This window comes from Bradyrhizobium australafricanum, assembly GCF_020329495.1.
Lineage (GTDB): Bacteria > Pseudomonadota > Alphaproteobacteria > Rhizobiales > Xanthobacteraceae > Bradyrhizobium > Bradyrhizobium australafricanum.
In genome coordinates this window covers 77,662-101,462 of sequence record NZ_JAGKJL010000018.1, presented here as the reverse complement: position 1 = coordinate 101,462, position 23,801 = coordinate 77,662, and the positions used below count along the sequence as shown (strand labels likewise).

25 protein-coding genes are annotated in these 23,801 nt (G+C 65.2%); 12 read left to right on the top strand and 13 right to left on the bottom strand.

Annotation, left to right across the window (positions count from 1 at the left end):
• The first annotated feature begins 141 nt into the window (after positions 1-141).
• The 4 genes from J6525_RS18105 (at position 142) to J6525_RS18090 (ending at position 4,708) form a co-directional block, all read left to right on the top strand.
• On the top strand, positions 142-1,380 hold the full coding sequence (locus J6525_RS18105; protein ID WP_225645652.1) for an FAD-binding protein: 1,239 nt from the start codon (positions 142-144) through the stop codon (positions 1,378-1,380).
• Positions 1,377-2,693 (top strand): glycolate oxidase subunit GlcF, encoded by a 1,317-nt coding sequence (gene glcF / locus J6525_RS18100; RefSeq protein WP_225162244.1) that lies wholly within the window; start codon positions 1,377-1,379, stop codon positions 2,691-2,693. The genes J6525_RS18105 and glcF overlap by 4 nt, the downstream gene beginning before the upstream one ends.
• Positions 2,694-2,907: 214 nt before the next feature.
• Positions 2,908-3,318: a histone gene (locus J6525_RS18095; protein ID WP_225645651.1), complete on the top strand. Its 411-nt coding sequence runs from the start codon at positions 2,908-2,910 to the stop codon at positions 3,316-3,318.
• A gap of 394 nt (positions 3,319-3,712) precedes the next feature.
• Positions 3,713-4,708 (top strand): TorF family putative porin, encoded by a 996-nt coding sequence (locus J6525_RS18090; protein WP_057018099.1) that lies wholly within the window; start codon positions 3,713-3,715, stop codon positions 4,706-4,708.
• A gap of 169 nt (positions 4,709-4,877) precedes the next feature.
• On the opposite strand, the gene J6525_RS18085 is transcribed toward J6525_RS18090, so the two are convergent.
• The gene (locus J6525_RS18085) at positions 4,878-6,623 is read right to left on the bottom strand and encodes an ABC transporter ATP-binding protein/permease (RefSeq protein WP_225645650.1); all 1,746 of its coding nucleotides are present in this window, start codon (positions 6,621-6,623) and stop codon (positions 4,878-4,880) included.
• 310 nt (positions 6,624-6,933) lie between these two features.
• Between J6525_RS18085 and J6525_RS18080 the strand changes: the two genes are divergently transcribed.
• On the top strand, positions 6,934-8,604 hold the full coding sequence (locus tag J6525_RS18080) for an L-lactate permease (protein WP_038380167.1): 1,671 nt from the start codon (positions 6,934-6,936) through the stop codon (positions 8,602-8,604).
• Positions 8,605-8,759: 155 nt separating this feature from the next.
• A complete protein-coding gene (locus J6525_RS18075; RefSeq protein ID WP_076827544.1) occupies positions 8,760-9,176 on the top strand; it encodes an META domain-containing protein in 417 nt (138 codons plus the stop codon).
• A gap of 58 nt (positions 9,177-9,234) precedes the next feature.
• On the opposite strand, the gene J6525_RS18070 is transcribed toward J6525_RS18075, so the two are convergent.
• Positions 9,235-9,906 (bottom strand): hypothetical protein, encoded by a 672-nt coding sequence (locus J6525_RS18070; RefSeq protein WP_225645649.1) that lies wholly within the window; start codon positions 9,904-9,906, stop codon positions 9,235-9,237.
• Between the two features lie 206 nt (positions 9,907-10,112).
• Between J6525_RS18070 and J6525_RS18065 the strand changes: the two genes are divergently transcribed.
• Positions 10,113-10,688, top strand: coding sequence for a bifunctional transcriptional activator/DNA repair enzyme AdaA (locus J6525_RS18065; protein WP_225645690.1), 576 nt, complete (start codon positions 10,113-10,115; stop codon positions 10,686-10,688).
• A 19-nt stretch (positions 10,689-10,707) separates the two neighbouring features.
• On the top strand, positions 10,708-11,175 hold the full coding sequence (locus tag J6525_RS18060; RefSeq protein WP_057018094.1) for a PaaI family thioesterase: 468 nt from the start codon (positions 10,708-10,710) through the stop codon (positions 11,173-11,175).
• A gap of 203 nt (positions 11,176-11,378) precedes the next feature.
• On the opposite strand, the gene J6525_RS18055 is transcribed toward J6525_RS18060, so the two are convergent.
• Positions 11,379-11,906 carry an ester cyclase gene (locus tag J6525_RS18055; RefSeq protein WP_312009804.1) on the bottom strand — a complete coding sequence of 176 codons (528 nt, stop codon included), beginning with the start codon at positions 11,904-11,906 and terminating at the stop codon, positions 11,379-11,381.
• Between the two features lie 248 nt (positions 11,907-12,154).
• Between J6525_RS18055 and J6525_RS18050 the strand changes: the two genes are divergently transcribed.
• A complete protein-coding gene (locus tag J6525_RS18050) occupies positions 12,155-12,349 on the top strand; it encodes a hypothetical protein (RefSeq protein ID WP_092086830.1) in 195 nt (64 codons plus the stop codon).
• 18 nt (positions 12,350-12,367) lie between these two features.
• Here J6525_RS18050 and J6525_RS18045 read toward each other — a convergent pair whose 3' ends face one another.
• Positions 12,368-13,567, bottom strand: coding sequence for a hypothetical protein (locus J6525_RS18045; RefSeq protein WP_225645648.1), 1,200 nt, complete (start codon positions 13,565-13,567; stop codon positions 12,368-12,370).
• Between the two features lie 108 nt (positions 13,568-13,675).
• Positions 13,676-14,152, bottom strand: a complete 477-nt coding sequence (locus tag J6525_RS18040) for a MarR family winged helix-turn-helix transcriptional regulator (protein ID WP_225645647.1) — start codon at positions 14,150-14,152, stop codon at positions 13,676-13,678.
• Between the two features lie 98 nt (positions 14,153-14,250).
• On the opposite strand from J6525_RS18040, the gene J6525_RS18035 reads away from it, so the two are divergent.
• Positions 14,251-14,619: an antibiotic biosynthesis monooxygenase family protein gene (locus J6525_RS18035; RefSeq protein WP_225645646.1), complete on the top strand. Its 369-nt coding sequence runs from the start codon at positions 14,251-14,253 to the stop codon at positions 14,617-14,619.
• 31 nt (positions 14,620-14,650) lie between these two features.
• Here J6525_RS18035 and J6525_RS18030 read toward each other — a convergent pair whose 3' ends face one another.
• The 3 genes from J6525_RS18030 to J6525_RS18020 form a co-directional block, all read right to left on the bottom strand.
• Complete coding sequence (locus J6525_RS18030; RefSeq protein ID WP_092086841.1) at positions 14,651-14,941, bottom strand: hypothetical protein; 291 nt, start codon at positions 14,939-14,941, stop codon at positions 14,651-14,653.
• A 90-nt stretch (positions 14,942-15,031) separates the two neighbouring features.
• Entirely contained in the window at positions 15,032-16,678 is a 1,647-nt protein-coding gene (groL, locus tag J6525_RS18025; protein ID WP_038388056.1) for a chaperonin GroEL, read from the bottom strand.
• Positions 16,679-16,882: 204 nt separating this feature from the next.
• Positions 16,883-17,179 carry a co-chaperone GroES gene (locus J6525_RS18020; protein WP_018269780.1) on the bottom strand — a complete coding sequence of 99 codons (297 nt, stop codon included), beginning with the start codon at positions 17,177-17,179 and terminating at the stop codon, positions 16,883-16,885.
• A gap of 318 nt (positions 17,180-17,497) precedes the next feature.
• Between J6525_RS18020 and J6525_RS18015 the strand changes: the two genes are divergently transcribed.
• Entirely contained in the window at positions 17,498-18,016 is a 519-nt protein-coding gene (locus J6525_RS18015; RefSeq protein ID WP_026192247.1) for a hypothetical protein, read from the top strand.
• A gap of 224 nt (positions 18,017-18,240) precedes the next feature.
• On the opposite strand, the gene J6525_RS18010 is transcribed toward J6525_RS18015, so the two are convergent.
• On the bottom strand, positions 18,241-18,519 hold the full coding sequence (locus J6525_RS18010; protein WP_092086845.1) for a hypothetical protein: 279 nt from the start codon (positions 18,517-18,519) through the stop codon (positions 18,241-18,243).
• Positions 18,520-18,754: 235 nt separating this feature from the next.
• Positions 18,755-19,531, bottom strand: coding sequence for a protein phosphatase CheZ (locus J6525_RS18005; protein WP_225645689.1), 777 nt, complete (start codon positions 19,529-19,531; stop codon positions 18,755-18,757).
• A 311-nt stretch (positions 19,532-19,842) separates the two neighbouring features.
• On the opposite strand from J6525_RS18005, the gene J6525_RS18000 reads away from it, so the two are divergent.
• Positions 19,843-20,649: a L,D-transpeptidase gene (locus tag J6525_RS18000; RefSeq protein WP_225645644.1), complete on the top strand. Its 807-nt coding sequence runs from the start codon at positions 19,843-19,845 to the stop codon at positions 20,647-20,649.
• A 209-nt stretch (positions 20,650-20,858) separates the two neighbouring features.
• Here J6525_RS18000 and J6525_RS17995 read toward each other — a convergent pair whose 3' ends face one another.
• The 3 genes from J6525_RS17995 to J6525_RS17985 all read right to left on the bottom strand — a co-directional run bounded on the left by J6525_RS17995 (position 20,859) and on the right by J6525_RS17985 (position 23,725).
• Complete coding sequence (locus tag J6525_RS17995; RefSeq protein WP_225645643.1) at positions 20,859-21,710, bottom strand: DUF2076 domain-containing protein; 852 nt, start codon at positions 21,708-21,710, stop codon at positions 20,859-20,861.
• A 129-nt stretch (positions 21,711-21,839) separates the two neighbouring features.
• Positions 21,840-22,682, bottom strand: a complete 843-nt coding sequence (locus tag J6525_RS17990; protein WP_225645642.1) for a ChbG/HpnK family deacetylase — start codon at positions 22,680-22,682, stop codon at positions 21,840-21,842.
• Positions 22,679-23,725, bottom strand: a complete 1,047-nt coding sequence (locus J6525_RS17985) for a glycosyltransferase family 2 protein (protein ID WP_225645641.1) — start codon at positions 23,723-23,725, stop codon at positions 22,679-22,681. Before J6525_RS17985 ends, J6525_RS17990 begins: the two co-directional genes overlap by 4 nt.
• Positions 23,726-23,801 lie beyond the last annotated feature (76 nt).

Genomic DNA, 23,801 nt, shown 5'->3' with positions numbered 1-23,801 from the left:
CGCGGTTTCCATGCCTGCCGGATGGCGCCAAGCCCTGGCCGCCGGGCCGTTCCGTCGGGATTACGAGGTCGGCTTGCCGCATTCAGACGTTCGTTCGGTGCGCATTTGATTTCGGCGCGAAATTTCGTTACCGCCTAGCGTGTGGATACGCTCAAGGTCAGAGACGCAAAAGACGTCGAGGAAGTGGTGCGCGCGGCGGTCGCCAGCGAGCAGCCGCTTGAGGTCATTGGACATGGATCGAAGCGCGCCATCGGCCATCCGATGGCGACCAATGCGCTGCTCGACGTCTCGGCGCTGAATGCGGTCACCTCCTATGAGCCGAACGAACTGATCATCACCGTGCAGGCCGGCGCGCCGCTCGCCGACGTGCAATCCCTGATCGACGCCAAGAACCAGCAATTCGCCTTCGAGCCGATGGACACGTCCGTGCTGCTCGGCACCGCGGGCGCCGGCACGATCGGCGGCATGATCGGCGCCGGACTGGCCGGTCCCCGCCGCATCAAGGCCGGTGGTATCAGGGATCATCTGCTCGGGGCGCACGCGGTGTCCGGGTTTGGCGACAGCTTCAAGACCGGCGGGCGGGTGGTGAAGAACGTCACCGGCTACGATCTCTGCAAGCTGCTGACCGGTTCCTGGGGCACGCTCGCGGTCATGACCGAGGTCACGCTCAAGGTTATGCCGAAGCCGGAAGCCGAGCGGACGCTGCTGCTGCGCGGGCTCGACGACGTCACCGCCAACAAGGCGATGACGGCGGCGCTGGGTTCGCCCTTCGACGTCTCCGGCGCCGCGCATCTTCCGGGTTCGGCATTGCGGACCGGGGGCGGCGCGCTCGCCGGCCTCGCAGCCTCAGGCCAGCCGGTCACGCTGGTGCGGCTGGAGGGGATTTCGGCGTCGGCGGCACATCGGGCGGCCTCGCTCAGCCAGACGCTCTCGTCCTATGGCACGGTCGACAGCCTCGTCGACGATGCGTCGGCCGCAATCTGGAGCGCGCTGCGCGACGTGGTGCCGTTCGCGGCGAACGGCGCGCTCGCAGCCTGGCCGGTGTGGCGTATCGTTTGCCCGCCGGCCTCTGGCGGCGCGCTGGGCCAGGCGTTGTCGCGCGCCACCGGCGGCGACGTGATCTACGACTGGGGCGGGGGGCTGATCTGGGCCGCGCTGCCGCCGGGCGCCGACGCCCAGGCCGCGCTGGTCCGCGGCCAGGTCGAGGCGATCGGCGGACACGCCACCCTGATCCGCGCCGCCGAGGATGTACGACGGGCGGTCGATGTGTTCCAGCCGCAGGCGGCCGGGCTTGCCGCGCTCGGTGAACGGGTCCGGGCGAGCTTCGATCCGAGGTCCGTCCTCAACCGCGGCCGGATGATGCGAGGCGGGGCTGCATGAAGACCGAGTTTTCCCTGGCGCAGCTCGCCGATCCCGACATCAAGGAAGCCGACAAGATCCTGCGCGCCTGCGTGCATTGCGGCTTCTGCACCGCGACCTGCCCGACCTATGTGCTGCTCGGCGACGAGCTCGATAGCCCGCGCGGCCGCATCTACCTGATCAAGGAGATGCTGGAGAAGGACAAGCCGCCGACGGCCGACGTGGTCAAGCATATCGACCGCTGCCTGTCGTGCCTCGCCTGCATGACGACCTGTCCGTCGGGCGTGAACTATATGCACCTCGTCGACCAGGCCCGGGTCCGGATCGAGCGGGATTACCAGAGACCGCTGACCGAGCGGCTGCTGCGGTGGGTACTCGCCCTCGTGCTGCCGCGGCCGGGCCTGTTCCGGATCAGCATGATCCTGGCCGGGCTCGCTCGTCCGTTCGCCGCATTGTTGCCGACGCCATCGGTCGGTGCGTCGAGCCCGGGTCTGCTGCGGCGGATCAAGGCGATGCTGGCGCTTGCGCCGCGCGGCCTGCCGCAACCGGGGCCGGCTGCGGGAACCGTGTTTGCGCCGATCGGCCGGCGGCGCGGCCGGGTCGCGCTGCTGCAGGGCTGCGCCCAGCAGGTGCTGGCGCCACGCATCAATCAGGCCGCGATCAATGTCCTGACCAGGCACGGCGTCGAGGTGGTGCTGGTCAAGGACGAGCAATGCTGCGGCGCGTTGACCCATCACATGGGACAGGACGGCGACGCGCTGGCGCGCGCGCGGGCCAACATCACAGTGTGGCAAAGGGAAGCGGACCAGAACGGGCTCGACGCCATCCTGGTGACGACCTCGGGCTGTGGGACAGTTGTCAAAGACTACGGCTACCTGCTGCGCGAGGACAAAACATTCGCGGAGCCGGCCAAGCGAATCTCGGCGCTGGCAAAGGATATCACCGAGTATCTCGCTGGCCTCGAGCTCGCGCCTTCAACACAGAAAGGCGACGTCACCGTCGCCTATCACTCCGCTTGTTCGTTGCAGCATGGACAGAAAATCACTCAACTTCCGAAAGAATTGCTTTCCAAGAATGGATTCGTGGTGAAAGATGTGCCCGAGAGCCATTTGTGTTGCGGTTCGGCGGGGACCTACAACATTCTCCAGCCCGACATTGCGAGCAGATTGCGCGATCGCAAGGTCGCCAATATTGCGCTTGTCAAACCGGACATGATCGCTGCGGGCAATATTGGCTGCATGGTTCAGATTGCCGGCGGTACGTCAGTTCCTGTGGTGCACACGATTGAGCTTCTCGATTGGGCGACAGGAGGTCCCCGGCCAGGATTGAATTGATCGACTGCCACTCGAGCATGATCCGGACCTCAGCCTTGCCCTGACGCAACGTGAAGGACCGGCGCTTCCTTGCCACAGACGCGAAGCGATCGCGCGGCCATCATGCCCGACAAGCGAAGTGGAGGGTGCCTCTCTTCGAGGTGCAGCCAACGTCCGGCAAGCGATCACTTCAATGCGCCCGGTGGACTCAGATAGCGGCAACAGGAGGACCACGATGGCGAAGTCGAAGAAGGCGAAGAAAAGCAAGAAGGCCAAAAAGGCCAAGAAGGTGGTAGCGGCGAAGAAGAGGTCCGCGAAGAAGTCGGCCAAGAAGGCTGCGAAGAAATCCGCCAGGAAGGCTGCAAAGAAATCGGCGAAGAAGTCGGCCAAGAAAGCTGCAAAGAAAACGGCAAAGAAAGCCGCCAAGAAGGCTGCGCCGAAGAAGGCTGCGAAGAAAGCCGCTGCCAAGAAGAGCGCGCCGAAGAAGGCCGCTGCTCCGAAGAAGGCTGCCGCGCCGAAGCCGGCCGCTCCGGTCGCAGCACCCCCGGCGCCCGAGCCGCAGCCGGCGCCGAGCTGGGCCACACCGAGCCACGAACCGGCGCCGGGCTGGATTGCGGGGTCGGCCGACGGCGGCGAGCACCACTAAGCCGCTGCCACATTGCCGAGGTTCAACTGATCGAAGCCGCAGCGCGCAACGCTGCGGCTTCTTCCGTAGGTGCGACGACAATCCGTGCTTTTACGGGCACGGCGATTCGCACCGAACGCTCTCGCGCCGAGCCGACTGTTGCCGTTTCCCTGTCCGAATGACCCGTTCAACCGGTGCGGGAGCAGCAGTCTTGTGGTGCAAATGCAACACCCGCAAGTCAACATGCGGCAAGATGGCTAGAACGCCTAAAAAGGCGGCACATGCATGTCTTTTTGGCTTCACGGTACCGTGCACGGGCCTCAGATTGATCCACGCGATTTAGTTGCAGTCCGTTAGCGCGCGCCCTGGGGGCCACCGGAGCTGGGCTGTCTGGAAAAGTTAGATGGGGATCGTCATGAAGAAACTGGCTTTGTTAGCAACGGCGCTAGCAATGATTTCGAGCTCGGCAATGGCAGCTGACATGGCGGTGAAGGCCGTCAAGGCGCCGCCGCCGGCTCCGTTCGACCCGTGGGACATCGCCTTTGGCGCTGGCATCATGAGCGACTACATCTTCCGCGGCGTCACCCAGTCCAACCACAATCCGTCGGTCACTGCCTATTTCGAGCCGCGCTACAACGTCAGCAAGGATCTGCAGCTCTACGTCGGTACGTCGACCGAAAGCATCTCCTTCGCTAACCGCGCCGCGGCTGAAGTCGACGTCTACGGCGGTATCCGCCCGACCTTCGGCGCCTTCGCCTTCGACATCGGTGTCTGGGGTTACCTGTATCCGGGCGGGACCTGCTACTACGGCGGCGGTGCCGTGGCCGACTTCGCAGGCAATCCGCTGAGCGCCGATTGCCAGGCCAACACCCTCACCAACCTCGCCGTCATGAAGAAGGACGTGTCGTTCTTCGAAGTCTATGGCAAGGCGACCTGGACCATCAACGACAACTGGGCGTTCACCATCAACGAATACTACTCGCCGAACTTCCTCAACACCGGCGCCTGGGGCAACTACTCCTCGATCATCGGCAAGTACACTGCGCCGAGCACCGTGTTCGGCAGCAGCGGCGTCGGCATGTATGTGTCGGGTGAGTTCGGCCGGCAGTGGCTCGGCACCTCCGACAGCTTCTACGGCGTCCCGGCGTTTCCGAACGGCATCAAGTACGCCGACTACAACACCTGGAACATCGGCATCGGCTTCACCTACAAGGTGTTCACGCTCGATCTGCGCTACTCCGACACCGACATGTCGAAGGGTGATTGCAGCGCCTTCACCAGCGACTTCACCGCGGGCGGAACCACTGCCGTCACCCCGATCAATCCGGGTGGCACGAGCTCCAACTGGTGCGGCGCGGCCGGCATCGCCAAGCTCTCGGTTGACCTGACCGCGATGTCCAACCTGAAGTAATCACTCCTTCGGGAGATCGAGGGGTGGCAGAGCAATCTGCCGCCCCTTTTTGTTTTGGCCGGCCAGGTCTGATCGGCACAGGGCGGACAATAACGAAGGCGCTCGCAAGACCTGTGGGCTGCCGCTGGGGTAAGCCGCAATCCGTGGCCGCGGCTGACCCATGATGCCGCTACGACGCGGCGACCTTGACCGCGTCGCGCAGGGTGAAGCGGTCGCCGTCGCGGACCAGCGTGACATTGCGCTGATGGAAGGTGTCGAGCGTCGAGCGGTGGCCGATCGAAACCACCGTGGTGCCGGGAAGCTTCTCGGCAATCAGCCTATACAGCGCGGCTTCCGACGGCTCGTCGAGCGAGGCCGTCGCCTCGTCCAGGAACAGGAACTGCGGCGCATGCAGCAGCGCCCGCGCGATGCCGAGCCGCTGCTGCTCGCCGAGCGACAGCATCCGGTTCCAATGCGCCTGTTCCTCGAGCCGCGATGCAAGCTGCGGCAGTCCGACGGCGGTGAGAACCTCGCGGACCCGTCCCGCATCGAATTGCCTGGCCTCGCCCGGATAGACGACGGCGTCATGCAGCGAGCCGATCGGCAGATAGGGACGTTGCGGCAGCATCATCAGGCTGGCATTGGCCGGGATCTCGACCGCGCCGTCGCCGAACGGCCAGATCCCGGCGATCGCGCGGAACAGTGTCGACTTGCCGGCGCCGGAGGGGCCGGTCATGAGCGTGCGCTCGCCCTTGCGGAAGCCGAACCGGTCCGCGTTCAGCAGCGGCGTTCCGTCGGGCAGCCGCAGCACCAGGTCCTGCAGGCTGACGGCGCCGCCGCCGGGCGTCGCCGTGACATGAATTCGCTCGTCGCGCTTGGCGAGCTTGGATGCCGCCGCGATCCCTGCCTCGAATCCATCGAGCCGGTTCACCACGGCCTGCCATTCGGCCAGTTGACGATAGATGGTGACGAAGTACGAGAACGCGCCCTGGACGTTCGAAAACGCCGATGCGGTCTGCATCATGCCGCCGAGCTGGATCTTTTGCGCAAAGTAGGCCGGCGCCACCAGCACATAGGGGAAGATCACCGAGGCCTGATTATAGCTCGCCGTGAACGCCGTGATCTTCTTGGTCCGGTTCATCAGGGCGATCCAGTTCTCCACCACGCGTCCGAAGCGAACGCGCAGGCGCTCGCGCTCGGCCGGTTCGCCCTGCAGCAGCGCGATCTGCTCGGAGTTTTCCCGCACGCGCACCAGGTTGAAGCGGAAATCGGCTTCATATTGCTGCTGCTTGAAATCGATGCCGACCAGCGGCCAGCCGATCAGATGGGTCAGCACGGTGCCGAGCACCGAGTAGATCAGCGCGCACCAGACAAGGTAGCCGGGAATTGAATACTCCGTACCGAACAAATGCAGCGGCGCCTCATTGGAAAGGCCCCACAGCAGGGTGAGAAAGGACGCCAGCGTGACGACCGAGCTCAACAGGCCGAGGCCGAGCGTGAGCGTGCGATCGACGAACAGCTTGACGTCGTCGGTCATGCGCTGGTCGGGGTTGTCGGCAGCGTCGCCCTGGAGCTGCATCCGGTAGTGATTGGCCTGATGCAGCCAGTCCCCGAGATAGTGTGTGGTCATCCATTGCCGCCAGCGGATCTGCAGCCATTGATTGAGGTAGAGCTGGTAGACCGCCAGCAGGATGAAGAACGCGACGACGACGCAGAAATAGATGATCTCGCTGACGAAGGAATCCCAATTGCGTTCCTGCAGCGCGTTGTAGAAGCGGTTGTTCCACTGCGTGATCAGAACGTTGATGCCCACGATCGCCAGTTCGATCGCGATGACCGCCGCAAGCAGCCCCCGGCCGGCCCATTTGTCCTCGGAGTTGAAATAAGGCGAGGCGATGCGCCACACCGTCGCGAGCGTCGAGCGAATGTTGTTCACAGATTATCGTCTCCGGGGAAGGGGCCGCAAAGGCCTGAAGAATCGGGACAATCGGGGTGGTCCTCGACTAAAGTCGTAGTTCTGGCATGCAAGCGTTGGCTTGTCCCGGCAATCGAGTCAATCCTAGCATGACGACAACGGCGAGGGGCGGGGGACCTTCGATTTTTCGCGAGGATGTGAGCGATCCTTACCGATCGTTCATTCGCGAGCCGGGGCTGCAGCTTTTCCGACGGACTCCCGCAATCGCACCAGTCGCGCCTGCCCGCATGCAGGCCGGCGCGCTGCATAAAAATGTGGGAAGGATCCCGAGATGAACACCTGGAATCAAATCTACAACCCGCTGGGCAATGCGGCGCTGTCAACGGTCGCGGCCGCCATTCCCGTGGTCACGCTGCTGGTGCTGATCGCCAGCGGCAAGGTGAAGGCGCACATTGCGGCCATCATCGCCGTGATCGTGACCAACCTGATCACGATCTTCGTCTTCACCATGCCGGCCAACATGTCGATTCGCGCCACCCTGCTCGGCGTGATCACCGGGTTCTTCCCGATCGGCTGGATCGTGCTCAACGTCATCTTCCTCTACCAGGTCACGGTGAGGTGCGGGAAGTTCGAGCTGCTCAAGCGCGCGGTCGGCGGCGTCACCGAGGACCGGCGGTTGCAGCTGCTGTTGATCGCGTTCTCGTTCGGCGCCTTCTTCGAGGGCGCCTCCGGGTTTGGCACGCCGGTCGCGATCACCGGCGCGGTGCTGATCGGGCTCGGCTTCTCGCCGCTCGCCGCGTCCGGCCTGTCGCTGATCGCCAACACGGCACCCGTTGCCTACGGTGCGCTCGGCACGCCGATCCAGGGCCTCGCCTCGGTCACCGGGCTCGACCCGTATATCCTCGGCGCGATGGTCGGCCGGCAGCTGCCGCTGTTCTCGCTGATCGTGCCGTTCTGGGTGGTGTGGGCGTTTGCCGGCTGGCGCGGCATGAAGGAGGTATGGCCGGCAATCCTGGTCACCGGCGTGTCGTTTGCGGTCCCGCAATTCGTGATCTCGAACTACATCAACCCCTGGATCGTCGACATCGGCGCCTCGCTGATCTCGATGGGAGCCCTGATCCTGTTCCTGAAGGTCTGGCAGCCGCGGCAGCTCTGGCTGTCGCCGGCGCTGCGCGGCCGCGATGAATCGGCGGCGACGATGGCCGCCGCACCGCCGCTCGACAAGACGCCGCTGACCCAGGGCGAAATGTGGAGCGCGCTGCTGCCGTGGATCATCGTCTGCATCCTGATGCTGATCTGGGGCAACGGTGCCTTCAAGGCCTGGGCGAACGCCAACTTCGTCTGGAACTATCCGGTCCCCGAGCTCGACAAGCTGATCTTCAAGGTGCCGCCGGTGGCTGCCAAGCCGACTCCGGAAGGCGCCGTGTTCGGCTTCACCTATCTGTCGTTCACCGGCACCGGCATGCTGATCGCCGCGATCATCTCGGGTCTGTTGATGGGCTTCTCGCCGCTCAAGCTGATCGCCGAGTATGGCCGCACCATCCGCATCTGCGCGATCTCGCTGATCACGATCTCGGCGATGCTGGCGATCGGCACGCTGACCCGGCTGTCCGGCGTCGACGCCACGCTCGGCCTCGCCTTCGCGGCGACCGGCGTGCTCTATCCCTTCTTCGGCACCTTGCTCGGCTGGCTGGGCGTGGCGCTGACCGGATCGGATACCGCATCGAACGTGCTGTTCGGCAATCTGCAGAAGATCACCTCCGAGCAGCTCGGCCTGTCGCCGATCCTGATGGCGGCGGCGAACTCCTCGGGCGGCGTGATGGGCAAGATGATCGACGCACAATCGATCGTGGTCGCCTCGACCGCGACCAACTGGTACGGCCACGAGGGCTCGATCCTGCGCTACGTGTTCCTGCACTCGATCGTGCTGGCGTGTCTGGTCGGTTTGTTCGTGACCCTGCAGGCCTATGTCTATCCGTTCACGATGCTGGTGCTGAAATAGCGCCACGACGCATTTGGCGAACCAGGAATCCCCGCGAGCGGACAGCTCGCGGGGATTTGCTTTTCAAGCACATCTTCCGGCAATGCCAATCTGGTCAATCGCGCTCTGCTCCCATAGAAGGGGCCGCAGTTGCGCGTCGCATTTCGAGGATTGGCATGGTTTCGATGAGGCGAGGTTTGAACGGCGGCATCGCCGCGTTGGCGCTGGTTGCCGCGGCTCTCGGCGCGGGGCCGGCGCGGGCCGAGGAGGAGTTCCCGTTCGGCTTCGTGATGACGCTCGACGCCGCGCGCATGCCGGGCTCCAAGCGGATTCCCTCGATCGAGGTCGGCGACAATGGCGAGGTGATCCTCGAGCTGTGGTGCGACGGCGGCAAGGGCCAGTTTTCGGTGGCCGGCAACACCATCGTCTTCGTTCCCGGCGCGATGGAGAACCGCACCTGCACGCCGGAGCGGGCGCAGGCGGACAAGGATCTGCTGGCGGCGCTCGGCGACATGACGGGCTGGCGGCGGCACGGTGACGAGGTGACCTTCACCGGCAGCAAGTCGCTGCGTTTCGTGATCAACAGCAACTAAAAGCGTTAAGCGAAGCGGACGGCGGTTCGCGTCAAGGAAACGCGTCAAGACAAAACGCTCAGGGCGTTGCGATCAGTCCGCTTGCGGTGGCGACGATCCAGCGGTTGCCCCAGCGCACGATGGAATCGACCCGTCCGAGGCCGGGCACGACGTCGCCGCGCGCGGCCATCTTGACGCCTTCGGGCCCCTCGAGCACGGCGGTGCCGTCGCGGACTTCGACCACCGACCAGCCCGGGATAGTGCTCGGCCGCGTCTCCGGCGCCGCCGCCTGCTTCGGCCCCAATGCGGCGGCCTGTGCATTCAAGGTCGTCGGCGCGGCGCCCAAGGCGAGCGGACGCGGGCTTGCCGGCGCGGTCCTCGGAAGGCTGCCGGTGACGACGGGGTCGGCGTTGGATGCGGCCCGGCGCGGGCCCTCGTTCTTTCGGGTCGGCGCCACCTCCGCAACGTGCGGGGCCGGCGCTTCCTTCTGGGCTACCGGGACCGGGGCGGGAGCTGCAAGGTCGTGCCAGTTGGCTCCGCCGGTCCATCCCAGCACGAAGCTTGCGGCGAGCGCGGTGGCTGCCAAGAGCGCGGTGCCGATGCGGTCGGCAAACGGCTCCCGCAGCAGCAGGGCGGCGTCGTGGTTCTCGCCGGTGACATCCCAGAGGTCCGCCGTCTGTGCCGGCGAATGACCCTCCGTCACATCTGTCGGCCAGATGCTCGCAGCGTTGATCGGCTCGCGGTCTTGCATGGCGTGACCTGTGTTCGATGGCGCGAAGCATGATCCTCGAAACTAAATCGAGCCTTAATTTTCGGTGACCGAACTGCGGCGGCACGAAGTCTTTTGGTCGCAGGCCCCCGTAGATGCCCGGGTATTTTCCGCACCAGCGGTCGTTTCCGGACGTCGTCCCCGCAAAGCGGGTCGTCGCGGCGCGCGGGCGGGGCTATAGCGGTCGCATGCTCGATTTCGCCGCACAATATGCAGCCTTTCAGCGCCGCGACCCGGCCTGGGACGGCGTCGTGTTCGTCGCGGTCAAGACCACCGGTGTGTATTGCCGCCCGGTCTGCCGGGCACGCACGCCGCTCGCGCGCAATGTGCGGTTCTATGGCAGCGCGGCGTCGGCCGAGCGTGCTGGCTTCAGGCCCTGCCTGCGCTGCCGTCCCGAGGCGGCGCCGTTCTGCCCGGCCTGGAAAGGCACCAGGACCACCGTCGAGCGCGCCCTGGCGCTGATCGAGGAAGGCGCGCTCGACCGCGGCAATGTCGAAGCGTTGGCGGTGCGGCTCGGCGTCGGCGCGCGGCATCTGTCGCGTCTGTTCGCCGAGCATCTCGATGCCTCGCCGCTCCAGGTCGCGCTGTCGCTGCGCGTGCAGCGCGCAAAGCGCCTGATCGACGGCAGCGAGCTGCCGCTTGCGTTGGTGGCGCAGCATGCCGGCTTTTCCAGCGCGCGGCGCATGAATGCCGCATTCGCAAAACTCTACGGCCGCTCCGCCGCGTCGCTGCGGCGCAAGCGGCCAACCGTCGCGATACAATAAACCCCGATGGAGATCGGCAATGGCCAAGAGCTACGGCACCGTCAGTGCGGAACAGAAGCTTAAGATGAGCGGCCTCGCATTCGTTCAGGGTCTCGCCAGCGGCGCATTGCCGCTCAACACCATCGCGCGGACACTCGGCTATGACGTCGCCGAGGCCGAGCGCGGCCGCGTCGTCGTCACGCTGGTGCCGACCGACGCGCATCTCAATCCGGCGGGCACCGTGCATGGCGGCCTCACCGCGACGCTGCTCGACAGCTGCATGGGGCTTGCGGTGCAGTCGACGCTCGATGCCGGCACCAGCCAGACCACACTCGAGTTCAAGATCTCACTGGTGCGTCCGATCACGCCCGACACCGGCCCGATCAGAGCGGAAGGCAATGTGCTCAATTGCGGCCGTCGCATCGGCACCGCCGAAGGCAGGGTCACCGACGAGCAGGGCCGGTTGCTCGCCCACGGCACGACGACGTGCCTGATCTTCCCGTCTTGACGAAAATTGCGACGGCGAGACCGCGCCGGCACTGCATCGGAAGATGCGATGCCGGCGCAGCAAATATTGGAATGCTTCCAGCAAGCCTGCGGCTTAGAGACCTTCAAGTTCACCGCGCCGATCGATTGCGTTACCCGAACGCGCATCAAGCGCGTTCGGGTAGTCATGATGCGATCGTCGATGGAGCCATGCTCCGGCCGTGCTCAGCGCGGCCCCTCCGGATATCCCGGCATGTTGTTCCAGCCGTCGGGCAGCTCGCCGCCCGGCCGCGACGCGGCTCCGTCGCTTTCGGGCAAACGAATGAGGCCGAGCTGCAGCATGGCGGTGATCGCATCTTCCTGTCCGAGCTCTTCGGCGATCCGTCCGTCCTGCACGCGCAGCACGGTGGTGCCGGCGAACGTCATCTTGCGGCCGGAGGCTGCGGGAAGCGAGCCGAGGCGGAAGTCGCTGAACGCAGGTCCTGTGTGCGTGCCGCCGCCTTCCCAGCGGCCGACGACGAGATCGCCTTCCGCGACGAGATCGCCGATGCCCCAGAAATTCAGATCCGGAAAGGCTTCGCGAAATTCGGTCATGAACTGCGTGACCGCGGCGCGGCCCTTCTTCGGTTCGTGCATCGGGTAGTGCACGACAATGTCCGCTGTAGCGAGCTCGTTGATGATGCGCGGATTCCAGGGGTTGCCCCAGAACTCCTTGAACCACCGGCCGACGACGTTTTTGTTTTCCTCTGACATCTCTTCGTCTCCATTTGCGCGTTGCCGGTATCGCGACCGGCGCTCTCTCGATGCGCGCAGTGAACATTTGGAGGCGTGTCTCGCACCACCCGATTTCAGATCGGGCGAGCGATCGAGTTTCAGACGAGATTCCGCTGTGTCGATATGGCGCTTAGCACGGCTTCTCGAGCGTCGTCGCGGAATCGGGAAGCGGGTGGCTCGCGAAAGACGAATGCGAGAATCTGATTGCGATCACGCAGGAGAACATCATGCGCAACTTCGATGCGATCGCCGCGCTGCGCGGCGACGGACTTCGTCCCGAGCTGCGGGCGCTGCTCGATCGCGCCGCGATCGAGCCTCGTTCTGAATTGTTCGTCAGAAGCGACGGGATGCTTCAGTCCGGTCCGGACGCCACCCCGAAGACGCGCGACAACGTCGTGCCGCTGAAGACGCAGGCGGCTTAACTCAGGACAGCGGCGGCCTTACCGCCACACCGACTTGTCGGCGTCCCAGCGCTGGCCCTTGAACTCCTTGAGCAGCGCGTCGATCGCGCCGTTGTCGTCCCTGGTCTCGCTGCCTTCCTCGTCGCTGCTGGAATCGTCGGACAGATTGAGCTTGGAGCCGGCGCTGTCGTCCGATGTCGAAACGGTGGGGCTCGAGACCCACAGCATCAGCCGGTCAGAGCTTCCGGGCTTGTCGGGTGAGACCAGGGCAGTGATCTCGTAATTCTGGGTGAGGCCGAGTGCCGGGTAAACCGTGCTGGGCCGCTTCAGCACCAGCTTGAGCTTGCCGGTGTTCGCGTTCCACGTCGCCGAGGCGGGCTTTGCGGCAAGCGTCTTCGCCAGCACGCCCGCGATCGCGCTTGCCAGCTTTTCACGGTTGAGCTTGTCGCCGTCGCGCCAGTCGGCGGCGGCAAAACGGATGGTGCGGTCCATCTCGACCACGCCGCTGGTCCAGCCGGCCGCGGTCACGCCGGGCGCCGATTTTGTCTTGGCGAGCAGTGCGCTCGCGTGCTCGGGATCGACGGTGAGGTTGATGGTCTGCTCGCCGGAGCGCATCGCATCGCAGGTCACCGCGAGGCTGGAGGTGCCGATCTCGACCGCCTCGCCCTTCAGGCTCTTGAGGAAATCCGCCGCCGCATCGAGCTTCACCCGCACACCGATCGATTCCGGCGAAACGTCGGTGAAATCCTTCGGCTGCGGCGTGATGCCGTCCTCGGTGGCCTGGTTGTCCTGGAATTCCTTCTCGCTGAGATCGGAATTGTCCGTCGAGGCGACCTCGGTCACGGTCTGGCCGATCGTGATCTGGCCGCGGAACTCAAAACCGTCGCCGGTTTGCTTGCGGTTCAGTTTGACGGTGACCGGCTGCTTGTCGGCGACGCTCTGGGCGGTGCCGGAAAGCGTCTGGCCGCTGACGGTCAGGTTGGCGACGAAGCGGTCCTTGCGGTCGGAGCTCTTGTCGGCGGGATAGCAGACGTCGAGCACGGCCGCGGTCACGGTCTTGCCCTGGCGGGTTTCCTTCAGGACGACGTCGGCATTGCCGTCCATCAGGCCGTCGATCGAGGTGAAATAGCGCGTCTCGGGGCCATTGGCGGGAGCCGCCTTCGATTGCAGCTTCATCTGGGCGAGGGCAGGCGCCGAGGTGACGGCAAGACCGAGCAGCAGGAGCGGGAGCGCGCGCATACGATAAGTCCTCGAAGGGCAGAATCGGTTCCGTCGTAACTAGCAAACCTCCATGTCATTGGCCAAAAAAGAAGGCCGCCTAACGGCGGCCTCGCGCCGCGATCGCGGTCATGTGCGTTCGTCAGGTTCCTCGCCGCTCTCCAGTCGGCCGCGCAGCACCATCACGACCCGGCTCACGGTTTCGAGGTCCTTCATCGACAGCCCGTCGGCGAGGCCGTTCACCCAGGGCAGCTGCAGGCGCATGGCCGCGTCGAAGCTTTGCCGCCCCTTGGCGGTCAGCACGACGAGCTGGGCGCGGCGGTGATGCGGGTTGGTCTCGAAGGCGACGAGCCCGTCCCGTTCGAGGTCGTTGACGATCCGCTGCACGTTCTGTCTGGCAGCGCCGAGGTCGCGCGCCAGCCAGGCGACCGGTTGCGGGCGCTCTGTGGCGACGATGGCACCGAGGATCTGCCAGCGCGCGCTGGTCAGCCCGAGCCCGGCTACCAGCCGGTCGCCTGATGTGAACAGCAGGCTGTTGAGCCTGAACAGGTCGGGAATCAGGGTGCTCAGGGCTTCGCCCGCCGGCGTTCGCTTTGCATTCGGCATTTGTCACCATATGAACGTATTGACATCATAATGTCAATTTCTATATGTATCCATCAGTACGGAATGACATCATAACACCATATCGAACGGAGCCTACCATGCCGCAGATGCGCCCCCTGGACCCCGCTTTCCCGATCGACCGCCAGCTCGCGGTCGAGGCCAGCAACGTCGTGCTCGTCAACCTCTTCACGCTCGATGCGGCCGACGAGGACACGTTTCTCAAGGCCTGGCAGGACGACGCCGCCATCATGAAGCGGCAGCCGGGCTTCATCTCGACCCAGCTGCACCGCGCGCTCGGTGAGAGCCCGGCCTATCTGAACTACGCGGTCTGGGAATCGACCGCCGCCTTCCGCGCCGCCTTCATGAACCCCGAGTTCAGGGCCAAGCTCTCGGCCTATCCGGCCTCGGCGGTAGCCTCGCCGCACCTGTTCCAGAAGGTGGCGGTGTCCGACATCTGCGTCGCGTAACGGACTGTCAGGCCGTCGCGTCAAGGATCGCTCAGCTGTGCACGAGGATGCCAACCCCAAGCGTGGAAGCAGCGGCCAGAAACGAGATGTCCAGAAATCGCAACGGCGCTTTTGGACGATGACCGGCAGAACCCGAAATGACGTAATAGACGCCATAACCCGCGCCGAGGACGACAAACGTCAGCGTTTGCCTGAGCCAGAACGTCAAGACGACCGCAAGATCATCGATGCTGTCCAGGGCATAGGCGCCGAGCGCAAGCAGCGCGCCGATCGCGTAGAACAGCACGAGCGTTGACGTCAGTGATTTGGCGTCGCGGGACATCACATGATCCTTGCCCCCCGATCGTAATCAAACTGCAAAAAAGAAGGCCGCCCGGAGGCGGCCTTCGATCTCGATAGGGATGTGGGAGGCTTAGAAGCCGCCCATGCCGCCCATTCCACCCATGCCGCCGCCGCCCGGCATTGCCGGCGCCGCGTCCTTCGGCAGTTCGGCGACCATTGCCTCGGTGGTCACGAGCAGACCGGCCACGGAGGAGGCGTCCTGCAAGGCGGTGCGCACCACCTTGGCGGGGTCGATGATGCCCTTGTCGACCATGTCGACATAGTCCTCGGTCTGGGCGTCGAAGCCGAAGGTCTCCGACTTGTTCTCGAGGATCTTGCCGACCACGATCGAGCCCTCGACACCGGCGTTCTCCGAGATCTGGCGGACCGGAGCTTCGAGCGCCTTGAGCACGATGTTGATGCCGGCCTGGACGTCGGCATTCGGGTTGGTGAGCCGGCCGACCGCCTTCTTGGCGCGCAGCAGCGCGACGCCGCCGCCCGGCACGATGCCTTCCTGCACCGCGGCGCGGGTCGCGTTCAGCGCGTCCTCGACACGATCCTTCTTCTCCTTGACCTCGACCTCGGTCGCACCGCCGACCTTGATGACGGCAACGCCGCCGGCGAGCTTGGCGAGGCGCTCCTGCAGCTTCTCACGGTCGTAGTCCGAGGTGGTCTCCTCGATCTGCGCCTTGATCTGGCCAACGCGGGCGTCGATGTCCTTCTTCTTGCCGGCGCCCTTGACGATCGTGGTGTTCTCCTTGTCGATCACGATCTTGCCGGCGCGGCCGAGCATGTTGATCGTGACGCTCTCGAGCTTCATGCCGAGGTCGTCGGAGATCAGCTGACCGCCGGTCAGGATCGCGATGTCCTCCAGCATCGCCTTGCGGCGATCGCCGAAGCCTGGCGCCTTGACGGCGGCGACTTTGAGCCCGCCGCGCAGGCGGTTGACGACCAGGGTCGCCAGCGCCTCGCCCTCGACGTCCTCGGCGAGGATCAAGAGCGGACGGCCCGACTGCACCACGGCTTCCAGCACCGGCAGCATGGACTGCAGGCCGGACAGCTTCTTCTCGTGCAGCAGGATGTAGGCATCCTCGAGCTCGGCGGTCATCTTCTCGGCGTTGGTGATGAAGTAGGGGCTGAGGTAGCCGCGGTCGAACTTCATGCCCTCGACGATATCGACCTCGGTCTCGAGCGACTTGTTCTCCTCGACGGTGATCACGCCCTCGTTGCCGACCTTCTGCATCGCCTGCGCGATCATCTTGCCGATCGCGGCATCGCCATTGGCCGAGATGGTGCCGACCTGGGCGACTTCGGACGAGGAGGCGACCGGCTTGGCGCGCTTTTCGATGTCCTTGATCACGGCCGCGACCGCGGTGTCGATGCCGCGCTTGAGGTCCATCGGGTTCATGCCGGCGGCGACCGACTTGGCGCCCTCGCGGACGATGGCCTGCGCCAGCACGGTCGCGGTGGTGGTGCCGTCACCGGCGGTGTCGTTGGTCTTGGAAGCGACCTCGCGCAGCATCTGCGCACCCATGTTCTCGAACTTGTCGTCGAGCTCGATCTCCTTGGCGACGGTGACGCCGTCCTTGGTGATGCGGGGAGCGCCGAAGCTCTTCTCGATGACGACGTTGCGGCCCTTCGGGCCGAGCGTCACCTTCACGGCGTTGGCGAGCACGTCGACACCGCGCAGCATGCGGTCGCGGGCCTCTCCGGCGAATTTTACGTCCTTGGCAGCCATTGATTTGAACTCCTGGAATGATTGGATGCGGTCGCCCGGCATCTGCGCTCGTCATTGCCGGGCAAAAGCACGAAGTGCGTCTTCGTGCCAGATGACCCGGCAATCCATCGTCCTTGCGAGAATCTTGCGAAGATTGATGGATGCCCGGATCAGGTCCGGGAATGACGGCGGAGAGAGTGGGCGCTCTCGAATTGGTCGTGGCGCTTACGCCAGCACGCCCATGATGTCGGACTCCTTCATGATCAGGAGTTCCTGGTTGTCGAGCTTGACCTCGGTGCCCGACCATTTGCCGAACAGCACGCGGTCGCCGACCTTGAGGTCGATCGGGATCAGCTTGCCGGCCTCGTCGCGGCCACCCGGGCCGACGGCGACGATCTCGCCCTGGGACGGCTTCTCCTTGGCCGAGTCGGGAATGATGATGCCGCCCTTGGATTTCTCCTCGGCATCGATACGCTTGACCACGACGCGGTCGTGCAGGGGGCGGAAGGTGGATTTAGCCATGACGTTCCCTCTTGGAGGCTCGGTTTCAGGTCCGGTTCATCGGGACCGGCGTTGGATGCCGGCCCGGTCGGCGCTGGGCAGGACGCCCGGCGCTCTTAGCAATCGTGGTGCGAGAGTGCTAATTGTGGGCCGGGAAATATGGCTTGGCGCAGTTTCTGTCAAGCAAACGGGTTAAGGCCTTGGTGAGGCCAATATAGGATGGTGGACCAGAAACCAAATCGTAGCGATGACGTAATTTTGTCAGACGTCATTGCTCCGTCTTAAGTTTTACGCTTGGCTGCGGGACGGGTGCGGCCGGGACATAGTCGGGGGATGCATATGATCAGGTCATTCAACGCGCGATTGGTCGCACGGTTCGCGGCTGTTTCGGCGCTGACGACACTCTTGGGGGCGTGCGGCAGCATGAGCCTGCCGTCGTTGTCGTCGAACCCTGAGCCGGCGCCAGCCGAGCCGGGGGTCGCCCCCGAAATGCCCGCAAGCATCCGCGCCGACGAGATCGTCGGCCGCTGGGGTCTCGCCTCGTTCCAGAATCCCGCCGATCGCGCCCGCACCGAGGCCGCTGCGCGCGGCCAGTGCAAGCAGCCTTACGTGATCGGCGCCGGCCAGAACGGCGGCGTCATCATGCATCTGGCCGACCAGGCCACCCCGCAGGAACTGCGGCTGAAGGGTTCCCCGAGCGGCAAGAACTATATCGGCCCGCCAGGACCGACGCCCGGCGAGCAGGACCGCGAGATCGTCTCGTTCGACGGCCGCGTCATGATCACCCGCTTCGTCGACAAGGACGCCGGGGTCCGCTACGGCAACATGGTCTATGTCCGCTGCGCGCCAAGGGCGTAACGGCGAACTACTTCAGCATGAGATAGCGCCGCATCGGGGTGCACCTCTCCCCTTGTGGGAGAGGTCGGATCGCATCGTCAGATGCGATCCGGGTGAGGGGTCTCCTCCGCGAGTGACCCTTTCGAGATTTGAGTAGGCGGCGACAACCCCTCATCCGGCGCGGATTGCATCCGCGCCACCTTCTCCCACAAGGGGAGAAGGGAAGGAGACCCGAAAACGCGGCCTTATCGCCGCACGCCAACCCGATTGACGCCGCCATTCAGGTTGCCGCCCGCATTGTGACGGACCGCAGCGCGCGCCACCGGACGAGGCCTGAGCACAACGCCCGCCCGCGCCACGCAACCCTGCGGATAACCGACATACGTGCAGTAGACCACGGCCTTGGCCGGTGCTGGAGTGAGCGCGACACCGGCAATCCCCAACATGAGGCTCGCGGCTATTCCCGCAACCGTCACTGACTTGGCTGGAACAATGTTCGTCCGACGCATGGTGATCCTCCTCATCGCGGGCGGGCCAAAAGATGGTGCGCCGCTTCAGGCGCGGCCCAACATATGAGCGGCAAGGGACGGATCGCGTTGACGTAGATCAACGCCCGCGCGCGGCCGTACGTCTGTGCGTGAAGTCGGCGCAACGACAGCACGAGCATGGCGCTGTGTCTGGTGACCTCTACTGAGTGGGCTCGCGCAAACAAGAACGCCGGCCCGAGGGCCGGCGTTTTTCGTTTTGATCCGACAAACTTCAGTTGAACATCGCGTCGATGTCGTCCTGCGAGGCGTGGCCGGCGTCGCCGTCGAGCTTCGGGCCGTTGAGCAGGCGGGCATCGCCCTCGCGGGTGTCGACGATCGCAGGGACGTGGGTCTTGATCGCGTCGACGCCGCCCCAGATGTTCATCATCTCGTTGATGTGCTGTTCGATGAACTTCATCGTCTGCATCACCTTGCTGATGCGCTGGCCGGTGAGGTCCTGGAAGTTGCAGGCCTCGAAGATCGAGACCACGCGCTCCTGAATATCTTCGCTGAGCCGCTTCTGCTGGTCGGGCGTGACGTTGTTCGCGAGCGCGCTCGCGGCCTGGTCGATCGCCTCCACCGCCTCGAGGATCTGCTGGGTGGCCTGTTCGGTGCCGCCGACCACGGCGCCGAGCTCGCCATTGACCTTGGCCATCTCCTCGCCGTTGAAGCTCTTGCCGTGCAGCACGGCGATCTCGCGCTTGGTGCGGCTGATCGCGTCGTGGATCAGGTCGAGCTCGACCTTGAGCTTCTCGCACTGTTCGACCTGCGCGCGGTAGGTCTCGAGCAGCGCGTGGGTCTCGGCGACTTCGCGGGCGACCGTGGCATCGACGCTGTCGCCGGTGCGCTGTGCCGGTGCTGCGGCCATCTGGGCGCGGATCGAGCGAAGCTCGGCCATGATCTCGCGATGCATCGGACCGAGATCTGCGCCGCCGGAAACATCCGGCTCCGGCATCACCACCTCGCCCATCGCCTGCTCGACACGAAAACGCTTGCGCTTCACTGACATGATTTTCATTCCCGCCCCTTCACTGAAGTCCGTTCTAGACAGAGCGGATTTAACGTCAGGTTCACGCCGGAACTGTTTGCGCTCATAGCGCGCAAGCGCGGCGATACCGGCGATTAACCATGTCGCTTCGCCGTTCACGCAAAATAAACGCTGTCAGGGAAAACCGCGCTCCACTGCCGACGTGGTGAATCGAAACGGCCGATCCGTTTACCAAACCGATGCGGTTTTCATTGCCTATTGACCACGTGCAACGGCGCAGAGTCGGCGCCCTCGCGCATCACGTCACGACGAAACCAGTACAGAGTACGTCGATGTTCAGGAAAACCACGCTTGCGCTGCTCGCCGGCGCGTCTTCTCTTGTTGCCGTTCCCCATCACGCCATGGCGATCGACGCGGCAGCGCCCGCCGAGCCCGCCGTCATCTATGCCAATCAGGGCGCTCCGCAGCCGCCGATGCGCACGGCCTATGTGCAGCCGCAGCGCTCCAACATGGGCGGTGGGTTCATCGAATTCCTGTTCGGCGATGCGCCGTCGTCGCAGGGGTATTCGCCGCAGCCGATGTATCAGCAGCAGCCCGGCTATTACGGCAACCGTCAGCTGCCGCCGATGGATCCGCAGCAGCAGATGCTCCGGCAGCAGCAAGAGGCCGCGGGCGATCCGGCGCAGCGTCCGTTCGATCCAAGATACGAAAAGCAGCTGGTCGACTATTCCGGCATGGAAGGCGCCGGCACCATCGTCGTCGATACGCCGAACAAGTTTCTCTATCTGGTGCAGGGCGACGGCCGCGCGCTGCGCTACGGCATCGGCGTCGGCCGGCCCGGCTTCACCTGGGCCGGTGTGAAGACGATCTCGGCGAAGAAGGAGTGGCCGGCCTGGACGCCGCCGCCGGAAATGCTGGCGCGCCGTCCCGACCTGCCGCGCCACATGGAAGGTGGCCCGGAAAATCCGCTCGGCGCCCGCGCGATGTATCTCGGCTCCTCGCTCTACCGCATCCACGGCTCCAACGAGCCCTGGACGATCGGCACCAACGTCTCGTCCGGCTGCATCCGGATGCGCAACGAGGACGTCATCGACCTCTACGGCCGCGTCAATGTCGGGGCCAAGGTCGTCGTGATGTGAGGTTGGTTTTGAAGCAGCTGCCCCAAAGATGGTGTCGTCCCGGCGAAAGCCGGGATCCATAACCACAGGCGGTTGTTACTGAGAGAAGCTGTAGCCCCAGCCGTGTCAAATCCCGCACGGTTGTGGTTATGGGTCCCGGCTTTCGCCGGGACGACGGAATCAAAACGGCCGCTCGATTGGAGCGGCCGTTGTCGTTTCAGCGATCGCGTTTACGCGTAGTTGCTGTCGTCACCGTCGCCGCCGCCATCGAAGCCGTCGTCGTCATTGTCGAAGTCGTCGGCGTCTTGATCATCGTCACTGTCCCGGTCGGCCTGCGCCTGGTCGAACGCGCCGGCGCGCGAGCCGCTGTCGCGGTTGGAGCCGACATCGTTGATCCCGGCGTCACGCGCCAAGTCGCTCGACGACTGGTCGCCGCCCCAGGGGCGCGACCCGCCACCGAGGCCGCCGGCATCGGCCAGCGACTGGTGGCTGCCGCCACCCATCATGCCACGGATGCTGGAGAGCAACAGTCCGCCGCCGACCACGCCGGCCGCGGCCGCCGCCGCTGTGCCGAGGAACGAGCCGCCACCGCCACCCGGCGCGCCGCCAAGTGCCGGCGGCTGCGGGCCGCCATAGCCCTGGCCGTAGGGTTGCGCGGGCTGGCCGTAAGGCTGGCCATAGCCGCCGCCGGCCTGCTGCATCGCCTGGCCCGAGTTCCAGACCGGGCGGCTGCCCGGATCGCGGCCGCCCATGTCGGGCGCCCGCACCGGCGGCACCGAACCATGTTGCTGGCCCTGTCCGCCGAAGATCGCATCGCGCATCGAATCAAGGAAACCGCCGCCCTGCTGCTGGGCTCCCTGCTGCTGGCCGACCGCGGCCTCGAGTTCCTGGATCCGGTCGTGGGCGCGCTTCAGCGCCTCGTCCTGCACCAGCGCGGTCTGCACCAGCGCGTAGACCGCATTCGGCGCGCTGCGCAGGCCCTGCATGATCGCGGACATGGCCTCGCCGTCGCGCGGGGCATTCTCCAGCTTGGCGAGCCGGTCGAAGAGATCGTCGATCAGTTGGCGTTCTTGCGGTGTCATGGCGTTCTCCATCGCGTCGATCGAATCGGCGCGTCCGAGATGTAGGACGGGGTTTGTGGCGCAAGGAGTGGGGGCCAGAATTAAATTTATGTATGCGACAATACGACCGGCCGCTTTTCGTGAACCCTATCAGGCCAGTGTAACTTTATTCAGGGCCAGCAGCGCGGGGAAATCGTCGCCTGCCAGATAGGCATGCTCGGTCTCGCGCTGCGTCGTCAGCGGGTCGAGGCTCTTCAGCGTTTCGTCGACGAAACCGGGATGGCACATCACGAGCCCGTCCTCGGGCATGCCGTCGAGGAAGCCCTGCATCAGCGCCGCGAAATCATTGCCGCGCGTAAAGTCATAGGCGCCGGCGAAGGCCGGATTGAACCGCAGGCCGGCTCGCTGCGCCTTGATCCGGAATTGCGTGCTGAGCACGTTCAGCACCAGCGCCTTCGGCGCCGCCAGCTGGCGCGCCAGCGGGCCTTCGCGGCCGCACTGCCGCACCCAGGCATTGGGCGCGCGCTCCTTCACGGCGCGCAGGAAGCCGTCGCGCACCTGCGGGAACAGCTGCGCGTGCTGGTGACCGTCGACGAAGTCGGGTGCGCGGCCGAACAGATCATGGAAGGCGTCGAGCTGCGCCAGCACCTCGGCATGGACCAGTTCGGCGTCGAGCCGATGCATCAGCCCGGCGCGCAGCAGCCGCGGGAAGGGCAGGAACATGTCGCTGTCGAGCGGGCGGAAATGCATCGTCAGCGGCCGGAACGGCGCGGTCAGCGTCACATGCAGCCCGATCGCGCAGCGCGGGCTGTTCGCCACCGACGCCGTGAGTGCGCTGGCCGCATCGCGGCCGATCGCCGGCGTCACCGTCATCACCGACGTCGCATTGAGGCGGCCGCGCTCGATCAGGTCGCGGATCGCGCGGTTGACGCCGTTGCTCAAGCCATAATCGTCAGCACACAGCCAGATCCGACGCGGCGTATCGGTGTTCATTCCGCGGCGGTCCGCTCGGAGGCATTTTGCGCCGCGCCGCCGTCGGCGTGCTTCTCGGTGTGCTCGGCGACGAAGTAGATCGGCCGTGCCTTCAGCTCGGAGAGGATCTTGCCGATATATTCGCCGACGATGCCGATCATGATCAGCTGCACGCCGCCGATCGTCATCATGCCGATCATCAGCGACGGATAGCCGGGGACCTGCTTGCCGGTGGTCAGCACTTCCCACAGGATCGAGAGGCCGAACAGGAACGCCACGCCGGCGAGCAGCGCGCCGAGCAGGCTGGCGAAGCGCAGCGGCGCCACCGAGAACGAGGTCAGGCCCTCGATCGACAGACCGATCAGCCGGCCGGCATTGAAGGTGGTGACGCCATGCGCGCGCGGTGCCGGCTCGTAATCGACGCGGATCTGCCGGAAGCCGATCCAGCTGGCGAGGCCCTTGAAGAAGCGGTTGCGCTCCGGCAATTGCCGCAGCGCCGCGGCCGCGCGCGGCGACAGCAGGCGGAAGTCGCCGGCATCCTCCGGGATCTGCTGCCGGGCGCCCCAATTGATCAGCGCGTAGAAGCCGCGCACGGCCAGCCGCCGCGCGGCCGATTCGTTGTCGCGATGCGCCTTCGCCGTGTAGACCACGTCGTAGCCGTCATCGATCCAGTGTGCGACCAGTTGCTCCACCAGCGTCGGCGGATGCTGACCGTCGCCGTCCATGAACAGCACCGCGCCGCGGCGGGCGTGGTCGAGGCCGGCCATCAGCGCCGCCTCCTTGCCGAAATTGCGCGACAGCGACACCACCTGCAGGTCGAGCCCGTCGGCGGGCAGGCCGCGCGCGATCGTCAGCGTGTTGTCCGCGCTGCCGTCATCGACATAGATCACCTCGCAGGCGAGGCCGTAGCGGGCGCGCAGCGTCTTGGCGAGGTTGATCAGCCGCTCATGCAACGCAGCAAGCCCGGCCGCCTCGTTGTAGACGGGCACGACGATCGACAGACCCTGCCCGGCGGCGGTCTTGGCGGTCGTGGTCAGGCTGGAGACGTCAGAGCCCAGCATCATCGATCAGGTTCCAGAACTAGAGGGTGTTCGAGCGAAATGGCCTTCCGCCTCGCACGAAGAAACCGCGTCAAAACGA

Bases quoted from the DNA above. Each gene is read 5' to 3' on its own strand.
- glcF (WP_225162244.1), top strand. From the start codon at position 1,377: ATGAAGACCGAGTTTTCCCTGGCGCAGCTCGCCGATCCCGACATCAAG.
- J6525_RS18095 (WP_225645651.1), top strand. From the start codon at position 2,908: ATGGCGAAGTCGAAGAAGGCGAAGAAAAGCAAGAAGGCCAAAAAGGCC.
- J6525_RS18090 (WP_057018099.1), top strand. From the start codon at position 3,713: ATGAAGAAACTGGCTTTGTTAGCAACGGCGCTAGCAATGATTTCGAGC.
- J6525_RS18080 (WP_038380167.1), top strand. From the start codon at position 6,934: ATGAACACCTGGAATCAAATCTACAACCCGCTGGGCAATGCGGCGCTG.
- J6525_RS18075 (WP_076827544.1), top strand. From the start codon at position 8,760: ATGGTTTCGATGAGGCGAGGTTTGAACGGCGGCATCGCCGCGTTGGCG.
- J6525_RS18070 (WP_225645649.1), bottom strand. From the start codon at position 9,906: ATGCAAGACCGCGAGCCGATCAACGCTGCGAGCATCTGGCCGACAGAT.
- J6525_RS18065 (WP_225645690.1), top strand. From the start codon at position 10,113: ATGCTCGATTTCGCCGCACAATATGCAGCCTTTCAGCGCCGCGACCCG.
- J6525_RS18060 (WP_057018094.1), top strand. From the start codon at position 10,708: ATGGCCAAGAGCTACGGCACCGTCAGTGCGGAACAGAAGCTTAAGATG.
- J6525_RS18055 (WP_312009804.1), bottom strand. From the start codon at position 11,906: ATGTCAGAGGAAAACAAAAACGTCGTCGGCCGGTGGTTCAAGGAGTTC.
- J6525_RS18050 (WP_092086830.1), top strand. From the start codon at position 12,155: ATGCGCAACTTCGATGCGATCGCCGCGCTGCGCGGCGACGGACTTCGT.
- J6525_RS18045 (WP_225645648.1), bottom strand. From the start codon at position 13,567: ATGCGCGCGCTCCCGCTCCTGCTGCTCGGTCTTGCCGTCACCTCGGCG.
- J6525_RS18040 (WP_225645647.1), bottom strand. From the start codon at position 14,152: ATGCCGAATGCAAAGCGAACGCCGGCGGGCGAAGCCCTGAGCACCCTG.
- J6525_RS18035 (WP_225645646.1), top strand. From the start codon at position 14,251: ATGCCGCAGATGCGCCCCCTGGACCCCGCTTTCCCGATCGACCGCCAG.
- J6525_RS18030 (WP_092086841.1), bottom strand. From the start codon at position 14,941: ATGTCCCGCGACGCCAAATCACTGACGTCAACGCTCGTGCTGTTCTAC.
- groL (WP_038388056.1), bottom strand. From the start codon at position 16,678: ATGGCTGCCAAGGACGTAAAATTCGCCGGAGAGGCCCGCGACCGCATG.
- J6525_RS18020 (WP_018269780.1), bottom strand. From the start codon at position 17,179: ATGGCTAAATCCACCTTCCGCCCCCTGCACGACCGCGTCGTGGTCAAG.
- J6525_RS18015 (WP_026192247.1), top strand. From the start codon at position 17,498: ATGATCAGGTCATTCAACGCGCGATTGGTCGCACGGTTCGCGGCTGTT.
- J6525_RS18010 (WP_092086845.1), bottom strand. From the start codon at position 18,519: ATGAGGAGGATCACCATGCGTCGGACGAACATTGTTCCAGCCAAGTCA.
- J6525_RS18005 (WP_225645689.1), bottom strand. From the start codon at position 19,531: ATGTCAGTGAAGCGCAAGCGTTTTCGTGTCGAGCAGGCGATGGGCGAG.
- J6525_RS18000 (WP_225645644.1), top strand. From the start codon at position 19,843: ATGTTCAGGAAAACCACGCTTGCGCTGCTCGCCGGCGCGTCTTCTCTT.
- J6525_RS17995 (WP_225645643.1), bottom strand. From the start codon at position 21,710: ATGACACCGCAAGAACGCCAACTGATCGACGATCTCTTCGACCGGCTC.
- J6525_RS17990 (WP_225645642.1), bottom strand. From the start codon at position 22,682: ATGAACACCGATACGCCGCGTCGGATCTGGCTGTGTGCTGACGATTAT.
- J6525_RS17985 (WP_225645641.1), bottom strand. From the start codon at position 23,725: ATGATGCTGGGCTCTGACGTCTCCAGCCTGACCACGACCGCCAAGACC.